This is a genomic window from Brevundimonas vesicularis (genome assembly GCF_044807075.1).
Classification (GTDB): Bacteria; Pseudomonadota; Alphaproteobacteria; order Caulobacterales; family Caulobacteraceae; genus Brevundimonas; species Brevundimonas vesicularis_G.
Map to the genome: position 1 here is coordinate 1,913,425 of NZ_CP085234.1, position 14,218 is coordinate 1,927,642.

A 14,218-nucleotide genomic window follows, 5' to 3' on the forward strand; every position below is an offset into this window, starting at 1 on the left:
CGAAGGGGATAAGCGATGACGCCGACCCTGACGTCCCTGACCGACGAAGCGCGCGCTGCCATTCGTGAGCGGTTGGCGCGCACGGGGCGGGCGCAGATCGACGGCGTCTTGGCCCCCACCGACGCGCGGGCGCTCTACGACGCGGCGACACGCGTCGACTACAACGCCGTGACGCGACGCGGGACGGGTCATGTCGATCTGCCCGCCGCCTGGCTGGCTTCCCTGACGCCGGATCAGAAACAGGCGTTGGGTCAGGCGGTGCAGGTCTCGGCCCAGACCGACTTCCAGTATCTGTACGACAATCACCCGATCTACGATCTGGTCCAGGCGGGGCAGGCGGCGCCGGTGTGGTCCGATCTGTTGGCTTTCCTGAACGGCGAGGCCTTCCTGGGCTTGATGCGGGACGTGACAGGCGAGCCGCGGCTCGCCTTGGCCGATGCGCAACTGACCCGTTATCGCGCCGGCCATTTTCTGACCGAGCATGACGATCACGCCGAGGGCAAGAATCGCTTCTTCGCCTATGTGCTGAACCTGACGCCGGCCTGGCGGATCGAGTGGGGCGGCCTGCTGGCCTTCCATGGCGCCGATGGCAATGTGGCGGAGGCGTTTACGCCGCGTTTCAACACCCTGAACCTGCTGAAGGTGCCGACGCCCCATTCGGTGACGCAGGTCGCCCTGTCGGCGGCGGCGGACCGGATTTCGGTCACCGGCTGGCTGCGCGGTCGCTGATCAGTCCTGCTCGGCGAACACGACCGGAAGCCCCGCCGCATTCCAGGCCTGGATGCCGCCGGTCAGGTTGAACAGCGGCTGGCCCTCGGGACCGGTCGGCCCGACGAAGGCGCAGACCTGGTGGCTGCGGCCGCCCTTCAGGCATTGGACGATGATCTTCTTGTCGGCCGGAAGGTCCAGCGCCTCCCAAGCGGCCGGCATCTGGCTGAGCGGGGCCAGGATCGCGCCGTCGATGCGGGCGGCGGCGAACTCGTCCGGCTCGCGCACATCGATCAGCACCGCTTCGCCCGCCTGCAGCCAGGCGGCGGCCTCTTCGACGGTGACCGTGGCGACGGTCATGGCGCGACCGTCGGTTCGGCGGGCGCCGGCGTCGGGCTGTCCTCGGTGCGCTTCTGGCCAAGGTGTTTGGCCGCTTCCTCGGGACCGATCTCAAGGAAGGCAGGGGCCGAGGCGTTGAACTCGTCCATATGGCCGGTGCGAACCACCACTTGACGGGCGCCGTCCCAGATCATGTGCAGGGCGACATAAAGGACGACGACCAGACCGATGTAGCCGATCCAGCTGAAGCGGTGCAGAAGCTTGGCGATATAGGTGGCGGCGACGCCCATCAGGGCGATCGACAGGACCAGGCCGAAGACCATGATCCAGGGGTGTTCGTGCGCGGCGCCGGCGACGGCCAGCACATTGTCCAGCGACATGGTGATGTCGGCGACCATGATCTGAAGCAGGGCGGCGCCGAAGCTCTTGCGCTTCAGGCCCAGTTCCTCGGGCGACGGACCAGAGCCGTGCTCGATGCTCATGGCCAGTTCGAGTTCCTTTTCGGCCTCGGCCTGGTCGTGAGTCGCCTGCTCGCGCAGTTCGCGCCACATCTTCCAGCACACCCACAGCAGCAGCAGGCCGCCGGCCAGCAGCAGGCCGACCAGAGCCAGCAGTTGCACGGTGATAAGCGCAAAGCCGATTCGCATGACGACGGCGGCGGCCAGGCCGATCAGAATGGCCTTCTTGCGCTGGTCCTGGGGCAGGGCGGCGGCGGCCAGGCCCACGGCGACGGCGTTATCGCCGGCCAGGACCAGATCCATCAGCAGGACCTGGCCCAGGGCCGTGGCCTGGCTGGCGAGTTCGGGAGACGAGAGGAATTCCATTTCCGCTCCTTAGCCTCGGTGCGGCCTTCTGTCAGCCACGTTGCGCGCGCGCCGCTTCATAAAGCGCGACCGCCGCCGCATTGGAGACGTTCAGGCTCTCGAATCCGCCCGGCATGGGGATTTTGGCCAGGACGTCGCAGTGTTCGGCGACCAGACGACGGATGCCGTCGCCTTCGGACCCCATGACCAGAACGGTCGGCTGATGATCGAGCGCTTCTTCCAGCGTCTGTTCGCCCGTTCCGTCCAGGCCGACGGCGCGCCAGCCCAGATCGGCCAGACGCTCCAGCGCACGGGACAGATTCGTGACGCGCGCATGGGGCAGGCGCTCGGTGGCGCCGACGGCCGCCTTGGCCAGGGCGCCGGCGAGGGCCGGGGCATGCCGGTCCTGAACGATGATTCCCCGCGCGCCGAAGGCCAGGGCCGAACGGAAGATGGCGCCCACGTTCTGGGGGTCGGTCAGCTGATCCAGCATGACGATGACGCCCTCAGCCGGCTCGGCCAGCTCTTCCAGCGACACGCCTTCCAGCGGTTGGACCTTGAAGGCCAGCCCCTGATGCACGGCGCCGGGGGGCAGCATCCGGGTCAGGGCCTGGATTTCGACCACCTCGATCTTGTGGCCGTGTGCCAGAGCGTTGTTCTCGATCTCGGCGGCGCGCTCGGCTGTGGCCAGCAGACGACCCATGCCGCGACGGGCGGGATTCGCCAGAGCGGCCAGAACCGGGTGGCGGCCCCACAGAAAATTATCGGCGTCCGACTTGCCCCGATCGGGCGAACGGGGCTGACGAGAGGTTTCCTCGCGTCGGCCAAACCCTTGCGCAGCGGGCTTTTGGCCCTTGTCGCGATGGCCGTCGGGACGGTTTCCGAAGACCGGCTTTTTACCGCTTTTACGGTCGTTGCGTTCTGATTTCGACGACACTATAAGACGCCCTCCGATTTGGAGCCCCAAGGGCTTTCGGGTCTGGGCGCCCCCTCTATCCTAGAGGAGGCGACAAGCCGAAGGCTTTTGTTTCGTCCCGCTTCTTTATGGGCGGAAACGAGGGGTCCGACGGTTCGACAAGGCGTGCTGGGGGAATGTCCCGAGCGGCAAAGGGGGGGGACTGTAAATCCCCTGCGTAAGCTTCGAAGGTTCGAGTCCTTCTTCCCCCACCACGCGCCTTGACGGATACGACGGATCAGGACGACGGAGAGGAACCGGCTGCGGCGTTCCGAAAGAACTTCCGCAGTCTCCGCGCGGGTATAGCACAATGGTAGTGCAGCAGCCTTCCAAGCTGAGGATGTCGGTTCGATCCCGTCTACCCGCTCCAGGTTTTTAAAAAGATCAGCATCGCGCCCCTCCGCTGACGGACCCGGGCCATCAGGAGTTTGGCCATGGCCAAGGAAAAGTTCGAACGGACGAAGCCGCACTGCAACATCGGCACGATTGGTCACGTTGACCACGGCAAGACGACGTTGACGGCTGCGATCACGATGACGCTGGCGAAGGCCGGCGGCGCGAAGGCGATGAACTACGCCGACATCGACGCTGCGCCGGAAGAGAAGGCGCGCGGCATCACGATCAACACCGCGCACGTGGAATATGAGACGGCCAACCGTCACTACGCCCACGTCGACTGCCCCGGCCACGCCGACTATGTGAAGAACATGATCACCGGCGCCGCGCAGATGGACGGCGCGATCCTGGTGGTGTCGGCCGCTGACGGCCCGATGCCGCAGACCCGCGAGCACATCCTGCTGGCCCGTCAGGTCGGCGTGCCGGCCCTGGTGGTCTTCATGAACAAGGTCGACCTGGTCGACGACGAAGAGCTGCTCGAGCTGGTCGAGATGGAAGTGCGCGAGCTGCTGAGCAGCTACCAGTTCCCCGGCGACGACATTCCGATCACCAAGGGTTCGGCCAAGGCCGCGACCGACGGCGTGAACCCGGAAATCGGCGAACAGCGCGTTCTGGCCCTGATGGAAACGGTCGACGCCTACATCCCGCAGCCGGAGCGTCCGGTCGACCTGCCGTTCCTGATGCCGGTCGAAGACGTGTTCTCGATCTCGGGCCGCGGCACCGTGGTCACGGGCCGCGTCGAGAAGGGCATCATCAAGGTCGGTGAGGAAGTCGAGATCGTCGGCATCCGTCCGGTCCAGAAGACGACCTGCACGGGCGTGGAAATGTTCCGCAAGCTGCTGGACCAAGGTCAAGCGGGCGACAACGTCGGCGTGCTGCTGCGCGGCACCAAGCGTGAAGACGTCGAGCGCGGCCAGGTGCTGTGCAAGCCGGGCTCCATCACTCCGCACACCAAGTTCCTGGCCGAAGCCTACATCCTGACCAAGGAAGAAGGCGGTCGTCACACCCCGTTCTTCACGAACTATCGCCCGCAGTTCTACTTCCGCACGACGGACGTGACCGGCATCGTTCAGCTGAAGGAAGGCGTCGAGATGATCATGCCGGGCGACAACGCCGAGCTGAACGTCGAGCTGATCACCCCGATCGCGATGGACCAGGGCCTGCGTTTCGCCATCCGTGAAGGCGGCCGCACCGTCGGCGCCGGCGTCGTGGCCAAGATCATCGCCTAAGCTAAAACGGCCTCAAGCCGCGCGCCTCCACGAGGCGCGCATAGGCCGAAAGCCAAAGTCGCGTAACAGAGCGGCCCCCGGAGCAATCCGGGGGCCGTTTTGCTGGGGGGCAATCCGCAGATCGCCAGAGGCGTCCGTGGGGGGGCGAATTGGATCGGGGTGCGCCACAGGCCAAGGCCTGTGCTCTCGGAGGGCGGTCAGGCCTGAGATATCGGAGAATCCCCGAGCGACGTGTCCGACGCGGCCGGCCTTAGTGTTCGGCGTTGACCAGGTTGCGCACGCGAGGTGGGACCGGCGGCGTGGGCGCGGTGCGGATGACGCGGATGGAGCTGCTGCGGCAGGCCTGGGGCGTCAGGCGGCCGGGCAGGCGGGTGGAGCCGTCGCCGCAGGCCTCGCTGATCTGGTCCTGCGTCAGGCCTCGCGCGCCAGACAGGTCGGCGCCGCGAATGTCGGTTCGATGCAGCGAGGCGTTGGAGAAGTCGGCGCGCGAGAAGCTGCCGCCGGTCAATCGCGCCCCATCCAGGCTGGCGTTCGAAAAGTCCGCGTTGGAGAAATCGCCGCCCGAAAGGTTCGAGGCCGTGACCTCGGCGCTGGCGAAGTTCGCGCCGGACGCCCGGACATTGGCCAGTGTGGCGCCGAACAGCTCCGAGTTGGAGAAGTTGGCTCCGGCCAGGGTGGCGCCGGTGAAGTTGACCCCGTGCATCTCGCTGCCCGAAAGGTTGGCGCGGGTCAGGTTGGCGCGAACGAAGGACGATCCTTGCGCCTCGGCGCCGTTGATCTGGGCCCCGGTGAAGTTGGCGGAGGTGAAGTTGGCGCCGACAATCTCGACCCCGCCCATGTTGGCGCGGCTGAAATCACTACCGGTGAAGTTGGAGCCCATCATTTCGGCGCCGCGCAGATTGGCGCCCACCAAGGTGGCGTTCATGAAGCTGGCGCCGGTGAAGGTGGCGCCTGACAGATTGCGGCCGGACAGTTCGCAGCGGTTGCACGATCCGCCCAGCGATACCGAACGGGCGACGTCGCGGTCCTGCATCGACATCTCGACCCCGGCGAAGGCGGGGGAGGCGGCGAGCGCCAGTCCCAGCGTCAGCAGGGCCAAGGTGGGGCGGACCCGGATATGTTCAGCGATCTGTTTCACGCACTCTGAATGCCTCGAAAGCCCGGCGACACCTACTTAAATCGAGGTAACTTCATGAAATCGAGGCAAGGTCGGCGCCGCTCAGCAGGCCGGAATGCGCAAGCCCCGAGGCAGGACGGTGGAGCCGTCGCCGCAGGCCCGGTTCAGTTGGGCCTGGGTCAGGCCGGTGGCCCGCGCCAGCTGGGCGCCCGACAGATTGGTCCCCGACAGGGTCGCGCCCGAGAAGCTTGCGCCCTCCAGATAGGCGCCGACGAAGCTGGCGTTGGTCAGGTTGGCGCGCGAGAAGTTGGAGCCGGAGAAGACGCCGCCATAGGCCTCGACGTCGCGCATGTCGGCGTTGGAGAAGCGCGTGCGGTTCATGACGCTGAGGCTCAGGTCCGCCTGACGCAGGCGTGAGCCGGCCAGGTTCATGCCCCGCGCCTCCAGCCCCGAAAAGTCGCCCTGAAAAAGATTGCAACCGGCGCAGGAGGCGCCGCGTCGAACGCTGGCGATCTGACCCGCGTTCTGGGCCAGGGCGGGCGCGGCGACGGCCAGCAGTGCGGCGATCAGGCCGAGGGAAAGTGTGCGTTTCATGGACCGGGCTCCGACGTTCGATCGTCTGTCAGCAAACCCTAGGCCATAACCCTTAACCTAGCCCTGATCGCCGCCCTGAAGCGCAGGGGCCGCCCCGCAGGTGTCGCAGACCCAGGCGGCGCCGTGTTGCTGCAGGCTGAAATCGCCGCAGGCGGGGCAGGCGACGGCCTCGCTGTTGGCGGCGGCGCGGGCTTCCGGCTCGCCTTTCTTGCCGAAGGGCAGGACGACCAGATTGTCGGGCGCGGAACCGCGCGCGAACCCTTTTGAGATGAAGCGGGCGGCGGGCACGGCCGCGTTGGCGTCGGGTTTGCCGTCCCCCAGTCCATCCGCGTTCAGGTCGTCGGTCCCGGCATTGGCCAGCTCGACGCGGTCCAGATAGGAGACGCCCAGTTCGCGGAAGATGTAGTCCAGAATCGAGGTCGCCGACTTGATCGAATCGTTGCCGGTGACGCGGCCGGCCGGCTCGAACCGGGTGAAGACGAAGGCGTCCACGAACTCGTCCAGCGGCACGCCGTATTGCAGGCCGATCGAGATGGCGATGGCGAAGTTGTTCATCAGGCTGCGGAAGGCGGCGCCTTCCTTGTGCATGTCGATGAAGATCTCACCCAGTTCGCCGTCTTCGTATTCGCCGGTGTGAATATAAACCTTGTGGCCCCCGACGGCGGCCTTCTGGATATAGCCCTTGCGCCGGTCGGGCAGTTTGCGGCGCGCGCGTTCGCGCTCGACCACGCGTTCGACGACCCGTTCCGTCGGAGCCGGGCGGGGCGCTTCGCGGGCAGGTTCAGGGCGGACGGCGTCGAGCGGCGGCAGGGACAGCAGCGGGCCGGCGGGCGGCGCGGCGCGCGACAGGCGAAGGGCGCGACGGCCGTCCAGGGCCCCCTGGCTCAACAGGCGCGCGGTCTGGGTGGAGGTCGTGCGCCAGTCCATCTGCTCGATCGCGAGGTCCGGCATGTCGCTGAACGGCTCGACGGCGCGCCGCAGCTCGGCCGCCGCCGCCGCCGGATCGGCCAGCAGGGCGGCGACGCTGCCCGGCGCCTCGGGCCAGTCGCGCAGATCGCCATGACCGAAGACCCAGCGCGTCGCCGCCGTCTCCGCCTCTTCCGACACGCCCAGCAGGGTCAGCAGCAGACCATCGCCGTCTTCCACGCCCAGGACGTCGCGGATGAAGCCGGGGTCCAAGACGGGGGCGGCGAAGACCGTGTCGAAATCCTCGGCCCAGCCCAGGGCGGTCTCGATGGCGGCCAGTTCGATGTCGGTGAAGCCCAGCGCACGCAAGGCGGCGTGGTCGATGCCTGGCGCCTCGACCAGGGTGCGGCGACCGAACGTCCACCGTTCCGCCGCCTCAACATCGCCGCCGGCGGCAGAGATGGCCTTGGCGAGCGCGGGGTGCAGCCGGCGACCGATCTCGCCGTCCGCCGTCTGGAACACGTCGATCGCCGCGACGCGGCCCAGGCCCAGCCGCAGCCGCGCCTCCACATCTTCGACGAACAGGCCGATGGCCGAATGGCGACGCGGCGTCTCCGGGTCTTCCCAGTCGGGGCAGGGACCGCGCAGGGTCGCCAGCTCGGCCGAGGTCTTCGCCGCCGCCGCCGCGACCAGGCCCGCTAGCGTCTGCGCCTGATCCATGCGGTCGTCGCTGGCGGCAAGCGCGTCCAGCAGACCGTCCAGTCCCAATGCGATGGGACCGGGTCGGGCGGACTGAAGGTCCAACGCGACAGTCAGCAGGCGGGTCAGATCCGCCAGATTGGTCGCTCGGTCTCCGTCCAGCGCCAGGACGGCGCTTAGGTCGATCAAAGCCCGCGCGGTCTGCGCCGTCGCGGTCTCCGCATCGCGCGGGTCGAAGGCGACGATCAGACCGCCGTCCAGCGCCGCCTCGGCCGCCAGCAAGGCTTCGGGCGCGCCCGCCGCAATCTGGGTCCGGTCCGCTAGGGCGACCAGAGGCGCGCCTTCGACCATCGGCTCCAAGGCCATCGCGGGTCGTTCGCCGTCGATCGCTCGCAGAATATCGGCGTCGCTCGCGCCGCACCGCCGCGCCAGGGCCGCCGCCCGGCCCAGGGCCGGATTGCGCGAGGGGTCGCCGCAGTCGCCGCGCGGACCTTCGCAGCGATCCACCGCATCGGCCACGCCCGCCAGCGCCTCGGCCAAAGCGTCGGCCGCCTGGGCCCCCAGACGCGCGACCGCGCGCCGTCCGGCGTGCGCCTTCAACCGCGCCGCCGCGCCGGGGTCGTTCAGATCGACGACGCCCGTGGCCGCAGGGCCAGACGCCGCCGGCGCCGCCAGGCCCAGCCTGAAGGCGCCCGACAGCTCCTCGACGAACGTGGCGGCCTCGGCCCGGTCGAACACGCCCTCGGCCACGCCCGTCGCCGCCAGCCGCTCGGCCCAGGCGTCGACGCCGCCGTTCAGCCAGTCGCCGGACAGGCGTGTGGCGAACCCTTCCGCCTCGACCCAGTCCAGCCAGGCCTCGATCCTGACGTCGGACCAGCCGGCGGGGGTCAGGACCTGCTGCACGCCGGCGGGGCGCTCGATGGCGCGGGTCTCCATCGCGACTCGTTCGGCGCGAGCGGCGAAGCCGGATTGAAAGCGCATGGCGGCGTTTCTCCGAAAGGTTCGGGGAAGCCTAGGATGCACACGCGACTTAGCCAATACATCTGGGGTCGCATGGCGGGTTTGCCCACAAGATATCGATTCACCGCCAGACGCTTGAACGCTGGACGAAGAGGGCGCGGGTTTCTATGATCCGAACCAGACGCCGCCTCCCTTTCCGGCGACCCCTTATGGTTGGATTCCACGACGTGTTGAGCAAGATTTTCGGCTGGTGGGAGGGCGCCACGATCGGCACCCGCTTCACCATCGCCAAGCGCGGTCGCTTGGTCGGCCAGGACGAGAACGGCAATCGCTATTACGAGAGCCGCGACAACGTCAGCTACGACGGCCGCAAGCGTCGCTGGGTCATCTATGACGGCTATGCCGAGGCGTCCAAGGTGACGCCCGACTGGCACGGCTGGCTGCACTACACCTTCGACCAGCCGCCGACCGAGCAGCCGCTGCCGCGTCGCGCCTGGGAGAAGGAGCATCTGCCTAATCTGACCGGCACGCCTTTGGCCTGGCGTCCGCCCGGCTCGCTGGCCGGCGACGCCAAGCGCCCGGCCGCGACCGGCGACTATCAGGCCTGGACGCCCGAGTGAAAATCCGCCGCATCCTGTTGGGCGCGGCGTCCGTCGCGGCCGTGCTGAGCGCCGGCGCGGTGACCGCCAGCGTGCTTCAGGACGCGCCGCGCGATGCACGTCCGGTCCAGGATCCGATCGGCGACATTCTGCGCACCACCCCGGCCCAGCCCTCGGTCCCGACTGAGACGCCGCCCGCGGGCGCGCCCGCGCCTCGAGCGCCCGTCGCGGTGACCCCGCCGCCGGCCGTAGTCATCGCCGAGGACGCCGCCGTCGAGGAAAAGGCCGAGGAAGAGGTCAAGGCCGAAAAGCCGGTCGCGGAGAAGGCCGTCGATCAACCCGCCACGCCCGCGCGCCGTCAGCGTCGCAAGTTCGCGATCATCCAGGCCATCGACAAGGTCACCGCCGAGACGATGAAGTTCGAGGTCGAGGTCGGCGGTCGCCCCGTGCGCTTCAACCAGAATCTGATCTTCGCCGCCCGCGCCTGCGAGGTCACGACGCCGGACGAACTGACCGAGGACGCCATCGCCTATATGGACGTCTCGCTTCAGCCGCGCGGTCGTCAGGCGGGGCGTCAGATTTTCCGCGGCTGGATGTTCGCCTCGTCGCCCGCCGTCAGCGGGGTCCAGAATCCCTATTACGACGCCTGGGTCGTAGGCTGCAAGAACTGAGCTTAGACGACGCGAGGAGGCGCGCCATGGATCGCAACAAGCCGCCGAAGAAGACCGAAACGGTCGAAATCCGACTGCCCCACGCGACCAAGACCGCCTTTATGGCCCGGTGCCGTGACGAGGGCCGGACGGCCAGCGACGCCATTCGCCGTTTCATAGACGCCGAGTTGAACGCGACGTCATCCGCGCGTCCTCAACCCCGCCTGAGCTGGCGACCCCTGCTGGCCGCCGCCGTCGCGGGCCTGGCGCTGGGCGCAGTCGCCGCGCCCTCCCTGGCCCAATCGTCGCCCACCCGCGCCGACTTCGACCGGCTGGACCGCAATCACGACGGCGTCGTCAGCTTCGATGAGTACCGGGCGCGCTAGCGGATCCGGACCAGGAACCGGTCCCACTGAAGGTTCAGCCACGTCCAGGGCTTGAACAGGCCGGCGCCCGGCTTCCATGAGGCCAGCACCACTTCGGCCCGGCCTATGATGTTCTCGGCGGGCAGCAGGCCGACGCCGATCTCGGGCGGCCAGCGGCTGTCCAGCGAATTGTCGCGATTGTCGCCCATCATCAGATAGCAGCCCGCCGGCACACGGCGCACAGGCGTGTCGTCGCCCGGCAGGTCCGGCCCGCCGTCGTAGGTGACGTAGGATCGTCCGTCGGCCAGGGTCTCGCGCACCTGCTGGACCCGTCGCTGCGGCGCATCGTGATCGGCGACGACATCCAGCCGCGTCTGGCGCACCGGATCGCCATTGACGAAGACGACGCCGCCCCGCACCTGGACCGTGTCGCCCGGCAGGCCAATGACGCGCTTGATCCAGGCCTCGCTGGGATCGCGCGGCAGGCGGAACACCACCACGTCGCCGCGTCTCGGCGCGCGCCCGAACAGCCGTCCCGGCGACATCGCCGGATTGAACGGCAGAGACGCCATGCTCCAGCCATAGGGATATTTCGACACGACGATATAGTCGCCGGTCACCAGCCCCGGCTCCATCGACGACGAGGGGATGGTGAAGGGCTGGAACAGGACGATGCGGATCGCGAGCGCCAGGATGATGGCGAGGAGCAGCGTCAGGGCGATCTCTCGCACCTCGCGAAGAAGGGACGGGCGGGGCGGGGCTTTTGGCGGGGTCTGGGTCATGCCGCCATAGACCGTCAGGCCGGGCGAAGACGCCAATCCTAAGCTGTCGGGACAGGCCCCAAATCGTGTCCGGACAGACTAGGCGCTGGCCAAGGCGACCGCTTCTGCGCCCGTCAGGGGTGCGCGCAACGCGCCTTGGTCCGGCCTGACCGAAAGCGCGGGCTGAAGCCGCTCCAGGTAGGCCGCCTGCGGCGTTTCGACCGCACCGAATTGGCTCAAATGGTCGGTCAGAAACTGGGCGTCCAGCAAGGTCCAACCGCCCTTCCGCAACCGTGCGACCAGATGCACCAGAGCGACCTTGGACGCGTCCCGCTCGCGGCTGAACATGCTTTCGCCAAAGAAGGCCCCGCCCAGCGACACGCCGTAAAGCCCGCCGACCAGCCGCTCGTCATGCCAGCATTCGATGGAATGGACGAAGCCCATGGCGAACAGGGCGGCGTACAGCCGCCGGATTGGGCCGTTGATCCAGGTGTCTTCGCGATCCGGTCCTTGCGCCGCCGCGCATCCATCCAGCACCGCCTCGAAGGCGGTGTCGACCCGCACCTCGAACGGCTCGCCCCGCACGGTGCGACGCAGGCGGCTGGGGATGTGGAAGGCGTCCAGCGGAATGACGCCGCGCTGTTCCGGCTCGATAATGAAGACGCGCGGATCATCGCGCGCCTCGGCCATCGGAAACACGCCCCGGGCGTAACAGGCCAGCAGGTCCTCGGGGCCGAAACCGCCGAAAGGCCCGCTGGCGCTGAAATCGGGGTCGGTCAGGCGTCGCCCTTCTGACGGGCCGCCCATTTCTCCAGCCAGTGGATGTCGTAGTCGCCCGATAGGATGTCCGGCTCGGCCAGCAGCTTCTGAAACAGGGGGATGGTCGTGTCGACGCCGCCGATGACGACCTCGTTCAGCGAACGCTTCAGACGGGCGATGGCCTCTTCGCGGTCGCGACCGTGCACGATCAGCTTGCCGATCAGGCTGTCGTAATAGGGCGGGATCGAATAGCCGGCGTAGATGGCGCTATCCAGGCGCACACCCAGGCCGCCCGGTGCGTGGAAGTCGGTGATCTTGCCCGGCGACGGCGTGAAGGTCTCCGGGTTCTCTGCGTTGATCCGCACCTCGATCGCGTGGCCCTTGAACTCGATGTCGTCCTGGGTGAACGACAGCGGCAGACCGGCGGCGATGCGCACCTGTTCGCGAACCAGATCCACGCCCGTGATCATTTCCGTAACCGGGTGTTCGACCTGCAGGCGGGTGTTCATCTCGATGAAGAAGAACTCGCCGTCCTCCCACAGGAACTCGATGGTGCCGACGCCCAGATAGCCGATGGCGGCGATGGCCTTGTTGACCGTCTCGCCGATCTGCTTGCGGCCCTCGGCCGACAGAGCGGGCGAGGGGGCCTCTTCCAGCACCTTCTGGTGACGGCGTTGCAGCGAGCAGTCGCGTTCGCCCAGGTGGACGACATTGCCGTGGCTGTCGGCGATGACCTGGATCTCGATGTGGCGCGGCTTCTGGAGGTAGCGCTCCATATAGACGGCGCCGTTTCCGAAGGCGGCCTTGGCCTCCGACTGGGCGGTCTGGACCGCTTCGACCAGATCGTCAGGCGTCAGGGCGACCTTCATGCCGCGTCCGCCGCCACCCGCCGCCGCCTTGACGATCAGGGGAAAGCCGATGGATTTGGACGCCTCGATCGCGGCCTCGACGGTCTCGACCTCGCCATCCGAGCCGGGAACGACGGGGATGCCCGCGTCCTTGACCGTCTGTTTGGCGCTGATCTTGTCGCCCATCACCCGGATATGCTCGGGCTTGGGACCGATGAAGGTCATGCCATGGGCCTCGACGATCTCGGCGAAGCGGGCGTTCTCGGACAGGAAGCCGTAGCCGGGGTGGATCGCCTGGGCGCCGGTGATCTCGGCCGCCGCGATGATCGACGGGATGTTCAGATACGACTTGGCCGCTGAGGCCGGGCCGATGCAGACGCTCTCGTCGGCCAGCCGCACCCACATGGCGCCGCGGTCGGCTTCGGAGTGCACGGCGACGGTGGAGATGCCCATCTCCTTGCACGCCCGGTGGATGCGCAGCGCGATCTCGCCGCGGTTGGCGATCAGGACCTTGGTGAACACGGCTTAGGCTTCCAGCAGGACGAGGGGTTCGCCGAACTCGACCGGCTGGGCGTCGCCGACCAGGATTTCGGCCACAACCCCGTCGCGCGGGGCCTGGATCGGGTTCATCGTCTTCATGGCTTCGACGATCAGCAGGGTCTGGCCCTTCTTGACCTTGTCGCCGGGCTGGACGAAGGCAGGGGCCTCCGGCGAGGCCTGCAGATAGGCGGTGCCGACCATCGGCGACTTCACCTCTTCGCCGGCGCGGGCGACGATGGTGGCCGGGTCCGACGGCATGGCGGCCGGCGCAGCAGCGGCGGCGGGCGCAGCGGCGACCGGAGCGGGGGCGGCGGCGTACTGAATCGGGGCGGCGTTGACGGTGACTTCGCGCGCCACGCGGATGCGCAGTTCGCCGCGCTCGACCTCGACTTCCGTCAGATCGGTCTCGTTCAGGATCTCGGCCAGCTGGCGAACCAGGGCGGCGTCGATTTCGGCGTGTTTCTTGTCATCGGCCATTGGAGTTGCGCCTTGTCTTTCGTGGTCTTTGATAAACGGGACGGGGCTCAGCCGCGTTCCCGAACCTGGGTGAGGGCCGCCTGGACGGCCAGTTCATAGCCCGCCGCGCCGAAGCCGGCGATGACGCCGGTCGCCGCGGAGGACACATAGGAGTGGTGGCGAAACGCCTCACGCGCCGCCGGATTGGACAGATGCAGCTCGATCACCGGTATCGACAGCGTCTTCAACGCATCGTGCAGCGCCACCGACGTATGCCCATAGGCCGCCGGATTGAGGATCAGAGCGTCGGCGCCCTCGCGCGCCTCCTGGATCCAGTCGACCAGCACGCCTTCGTGATTGGTCTGGCGAAACACGATCTGCGCCTCGCCGGCCGCCCGGACGCAGCGCTGCTCGATGTCCGCCAGGGTGTCGCGACCATAGATGTCCGGCTCCCGAACCCCGAGCAGGTTCAGATTGGGGCCGTTCAGCACATGAATGACGGGCGTTTCGGCCATGGTTCCAGAATCGATCCGG

The 14,218-nt window shown here is 67.9% G+C and carries 16 protein-coding genes and 2 tRNA genes; 7 read left to right on the plus strand and 11 right to left on the minus strand.

Going from position 1 to position 14,218, the window contains the following annotated elements; genetic code table 11:
- Positions 1–15 precede the first annotated feature (15 nt).
- Positions 16–729, plus strand: coding sequence for a 2OG-Fe(II) oxygenase (locus LG306_RS09550; RefSeq protein ID WP_404413976.1), 714 nt, complete (start codon positions 16–18; stop codon positions 727–729).
- Here LG306_RS09550 and LG306_RS09555 read toward each other — a convergent pair whose 3' ends face one another.
- From LG306_RS09555 to rlmB, 3 genes are read right to left on the minus strand one after another with little or no spacing between them, the layout of a single operon-like run.
- On the minus strand, positions 730–1,068 hold the full coding sequence (locus LG306_RS09555) for a rhodanese-like domain-containing protein (protein WP_055808429.1): 339 nt from the start codon (positions 1,066–1,068) through the stop codon (positions 730–732).
- Entirely contained in the window at positions 1,065–1,871 is an 807-nt protein-coding gene (locus LG306_RS09560; RefSeq protein WP_055754934.1) for a TerC family protein, read from the minus strand. The genes LG306_RS09555 and LG306_RS09560 overlap by 4 nt, the downstream gene beginning before the upstream one ends.
- Before the next feature lie 31 nt (positions 1,872–1,902).
- Positions 1,903–2,787 carry a 23S rRNA (guanosine(2251)-2'-O)-methyltransferase RlmB gene (gene rlmB / locus LG306_RS09565; protein WP_404413979.1) on the minus strand — a complete coding sequence of 295 codons (885 nt, stop codon included), beginning with the start codon at positions 2,785–2,787 and terminating at the stop codon, positions 1,903–1,905.
- Between the two features lie 149 nt (positions 2,788–2,936).
- Here rlmB and LG306_RS09570 point away from each other — a divergent pair.
- The 3 genes from LG306_RS09570 to tuf all read left to right on the plus strand — a co-directional run bounded on the left by LG306_RS09570 (position 2,937) and on the right by tuf (position 4,430).
- Positions 2,937–3,020, plus strand: a tRNA-Tyr gene (locus LG306_RS09570).
- Positions 3,021–3,101: 81 nt separating this feature from the next.
- Positions 3,102–3,175: transfer RNA gene (locus LG306_RS09575), tRNA-Gly, on the plus strand.
- Between the two features lie 64 nt (positions 3,176–3,239).
- Complete coding sequence (gene tuf, locus LG306_RS09580; protein ID WP_017506879.1) at positions 3,240–4,430, plus strand: elongation factor Tu; 1,191 nt, start codon at positions 3,240–3,242, stop codon at positions 4,428–4,430.
- 250 nt (positions 4,431–4,680) lie between these two features.
- Here the strand turns inward: tuf and LG306_RS09585 are convergent, their stop codons facing one another.
- The 3 genes from LG306_RS09585 to LG306_RS09595 all read right to left on the minus strand — a co-directional run bounded on the left by LG306_RS09585 (position 4,681) and on the right by LG306_RS09595 (position 8,727).
- Entirely contained in the window at positions 4,681–5,568 is an 888-nt protein-coding gene (locus tag LG306_RS09585; protein ID WP_404413981.1) for a pentapeptide repeat-containing protein, read from the minus strand.
- Positions 5,569–5,649: 81 nt separating this feature from the next.
- A complete protein-coding gene (locus LG306_RS09590; RefSeq protein ID WP_404413983.1) occupies positions 5,650–6,141 on the minus strand; it encodes a pentapeptide repeat-containing protein in 492 nt (163 codons plus the stop codon).
- Positions 6,142–6,198: 57 nt separating this feature from the next.
- A complete protein-coding gene (locus LG306_RS09595; RefSeq protein ID WP_404413985.1) occupies positions 6,199–8,727 on the minus strand; it encodes a TSCPD domain-containing protein in 2,529 nt (842 codons plus the stop codon).
- A 206-nt stretch (positions 8,728–8,933) separates the two neighbouring features.
- Here LG306_RS09595 and LG306_RS09600 point away from each other — a divergent pair, with 206 nt between their 5' ends.
- Genes LG306_RS09600 through LG306_RS09610 form a run of 3 tightly spaced genes read left to right on the plus strand, consistent with a single transcriptional unit; the run spans position 8,934 to position 10,341 of the window.
- Entirely contained in the window at positions 8,934–9,326 is a 393-nt protein-coding gene (locus tag LG306_RS09600) for an NADH:ubiquinone oxidoreductase subunit NDUFA12 (RefSeq protein ID WP_404413987.1), read from the plus strand.
- Positions 9,323–9,976 (plus strand): DUF2155 domain-containing protein, encoded by a 654-nt coding sequence (locus LG306_RS09605; RefSeq protein WP_066551881.1) that lies wholly within the window; start codon positions 9,323–9,325, stop codon positions 9,974–9,976. The genes LG306_RS09600 and LG306_RS09605 overlap by 4 nt, the downstream gene beginning before the upstream one ends.
- Positions 9,977–10,002: 26 nt before the next feature.
- Entirely contained in the window at positions 10,003–10,341 is a 339-nt protein-coding gene (locus LG306_RS09610) for an EF-hand domain-containing protein (RefSeq protein ID WP_055808511.1), read from the plus strand.
- On the opposite strand, the gene lepB is transcribed toward LG306_RS09610, so the two are convergent.
- From lepB to aroQ, 5 genes are all read right to left on the minus strand, one after another.
- Positions 10,338–11,102 carry a signal peptidase I gene (lepB, locus tag LG306_RS09615; protein WP_404419689.1) on the minus strand — a complete coding sequence of 255 codons (765 nt, stop codon included), beginning with the start codon at positions 11,100–11,102 and terminating at the stop codon, positions 10,338–10,340. The genes LG306_RS09610 and lepB overlap by 4 nt on opposite strands.
- A gap of 78 nt (positions 11,103–11,180) precedes the next feature.
- Positions 11,181–11,771, minus strand: a complete 591-nt coding sequence (gene aat, locus LG306_RS09620) for a leucyl/phenylalanyl-tRNA--protein transferase (protein WP_404419691.1) — start codon at positions 11,769–11,771, stop codon at positions 11,181–11,183.
- Positions 11,772–11,857: 86 nt separating this feature from the next.
- Positions 11,858–13,210, minus strand: coding sequence for an acetyl-CoA carboxylase biotin carboxylase subunit (accC, locus tag LG306_RS09625; protein ID WP_055808513.1), 1,353 nt, complete (start codon positions 13,208–13,210; stop codon positions 11,858–11,860).
- A 3-nt stretch (positions 13,211–13,213) separates the two neighbouring features.
- Positions 13,214–13,705 (minus strand): acetyl-CoA carboxylase biotin carboxyl carrier protein, encoded by a 492-nt coding sequence (gene accB / locus LG306_RS09630; RefSeq protein WP_404413990.1) that lies wholly within the window; start codon positions 13,703–13,705, stop codon positions 13,214–13,216.
- A 47-nt stretch (positions 13,706–13,752) separates the two neighbouring features.
- Positions 13,753–14,199, minus strand: coding sequence for a type II 3-dehydroquinate dehydratase (gene aroQ, locus LG306_RS09635; RefSeq protein ID WP_066629845.1), 447 nt, complete (start codon positions 14,197–14,199; stop codon positions 13,753–13,755).
- Positions 14,200–14,218 lie beyond the last annotated feature (19 nt).

What these genes read in the sequence shown, in the direction of transcription:
- LG306_RS09595 (WP_404413985.1), bottom strand. Translation starts at nt 8,727, where the DNA reads ATGCGCTTTCAATCCGGCTTCGCCGCTCGCGCCGAACGAGTCGCGATG.
- aat (WP_404419691.1), bottom strand. Translation starts at nt 11,771, where the DNA reads ATGGCCGAGGCGCGCGATGATCCGCGCGTCTTCATTATCGAGCCGGAA.
- aroQ (WP_066629845.1), bottom strand. Translation starts at nt 14,199, where the DNA reads ATGGCCGAAACGCCCGTCATTCATGTGCTGAACGGCCCCAATCTGAAC.
- LG306_RS09550 (WP_404413976.1), top strand. Translation starts at nt 16, where the DNA reads ATGACGCCGACCCTGACGTCCCTGACCGACGAAGCGCGCGCTGCCATT.
- LG306_RS09560 (WP_055754934.1), bottom strand. Translation starts at nt 1,871, where the DNA reads ATGGAATTCCTCTCGTCTCCCGAACTCGCCAGCCAGGCCACGGCCCTG.
- accB (WP_404413990.1), bottom strand. Translation starts at nt 13,705, where the DNA reads ATGGCCGATGACAAGAAACACGCCGAAATCGACGCCGCCCTGGTTCGC.
- LG306_RS09590 (WP_404413983.1), bottom strand. Translation starts at nt 6,141, where the DNA reads ATGAAACGCACACTTTCCCTCGGCCTGATCGCCGCACTGCTGGCCGTC.
- LG306_RS09555 (WP_055808429.1), bottom strand. Translation starts at nt 1,068, where the DNA reads ATGACCGTCGCCACGGTCACCGTCGAAGAGGCCGCCGCCTGGCTGCAG.
- LG306_RS09610 (WP_055808511.1), top strand. Translation starts at nt 10,003, where the DNA reads ATGGATCGCAACAAGCCGCCGAAGAAGACCGAAACGGTCGAAATCCGA.
- lepB (WP_404419689.1), bottom strand. Translation starts at nt 11,102, where the DNA reads ATGACCCAGACCCCGCCAAAAGCCCCGCCCCGCCCGTCCCTTCTTCGC.
- tuf (WP_017506879.1), top strand. Translation starts at nt 3,240, where the DNA reads ATGGCCAAGGAAAAGTTCGAACGGACGAAGCCGCACTGCAACATCGGC.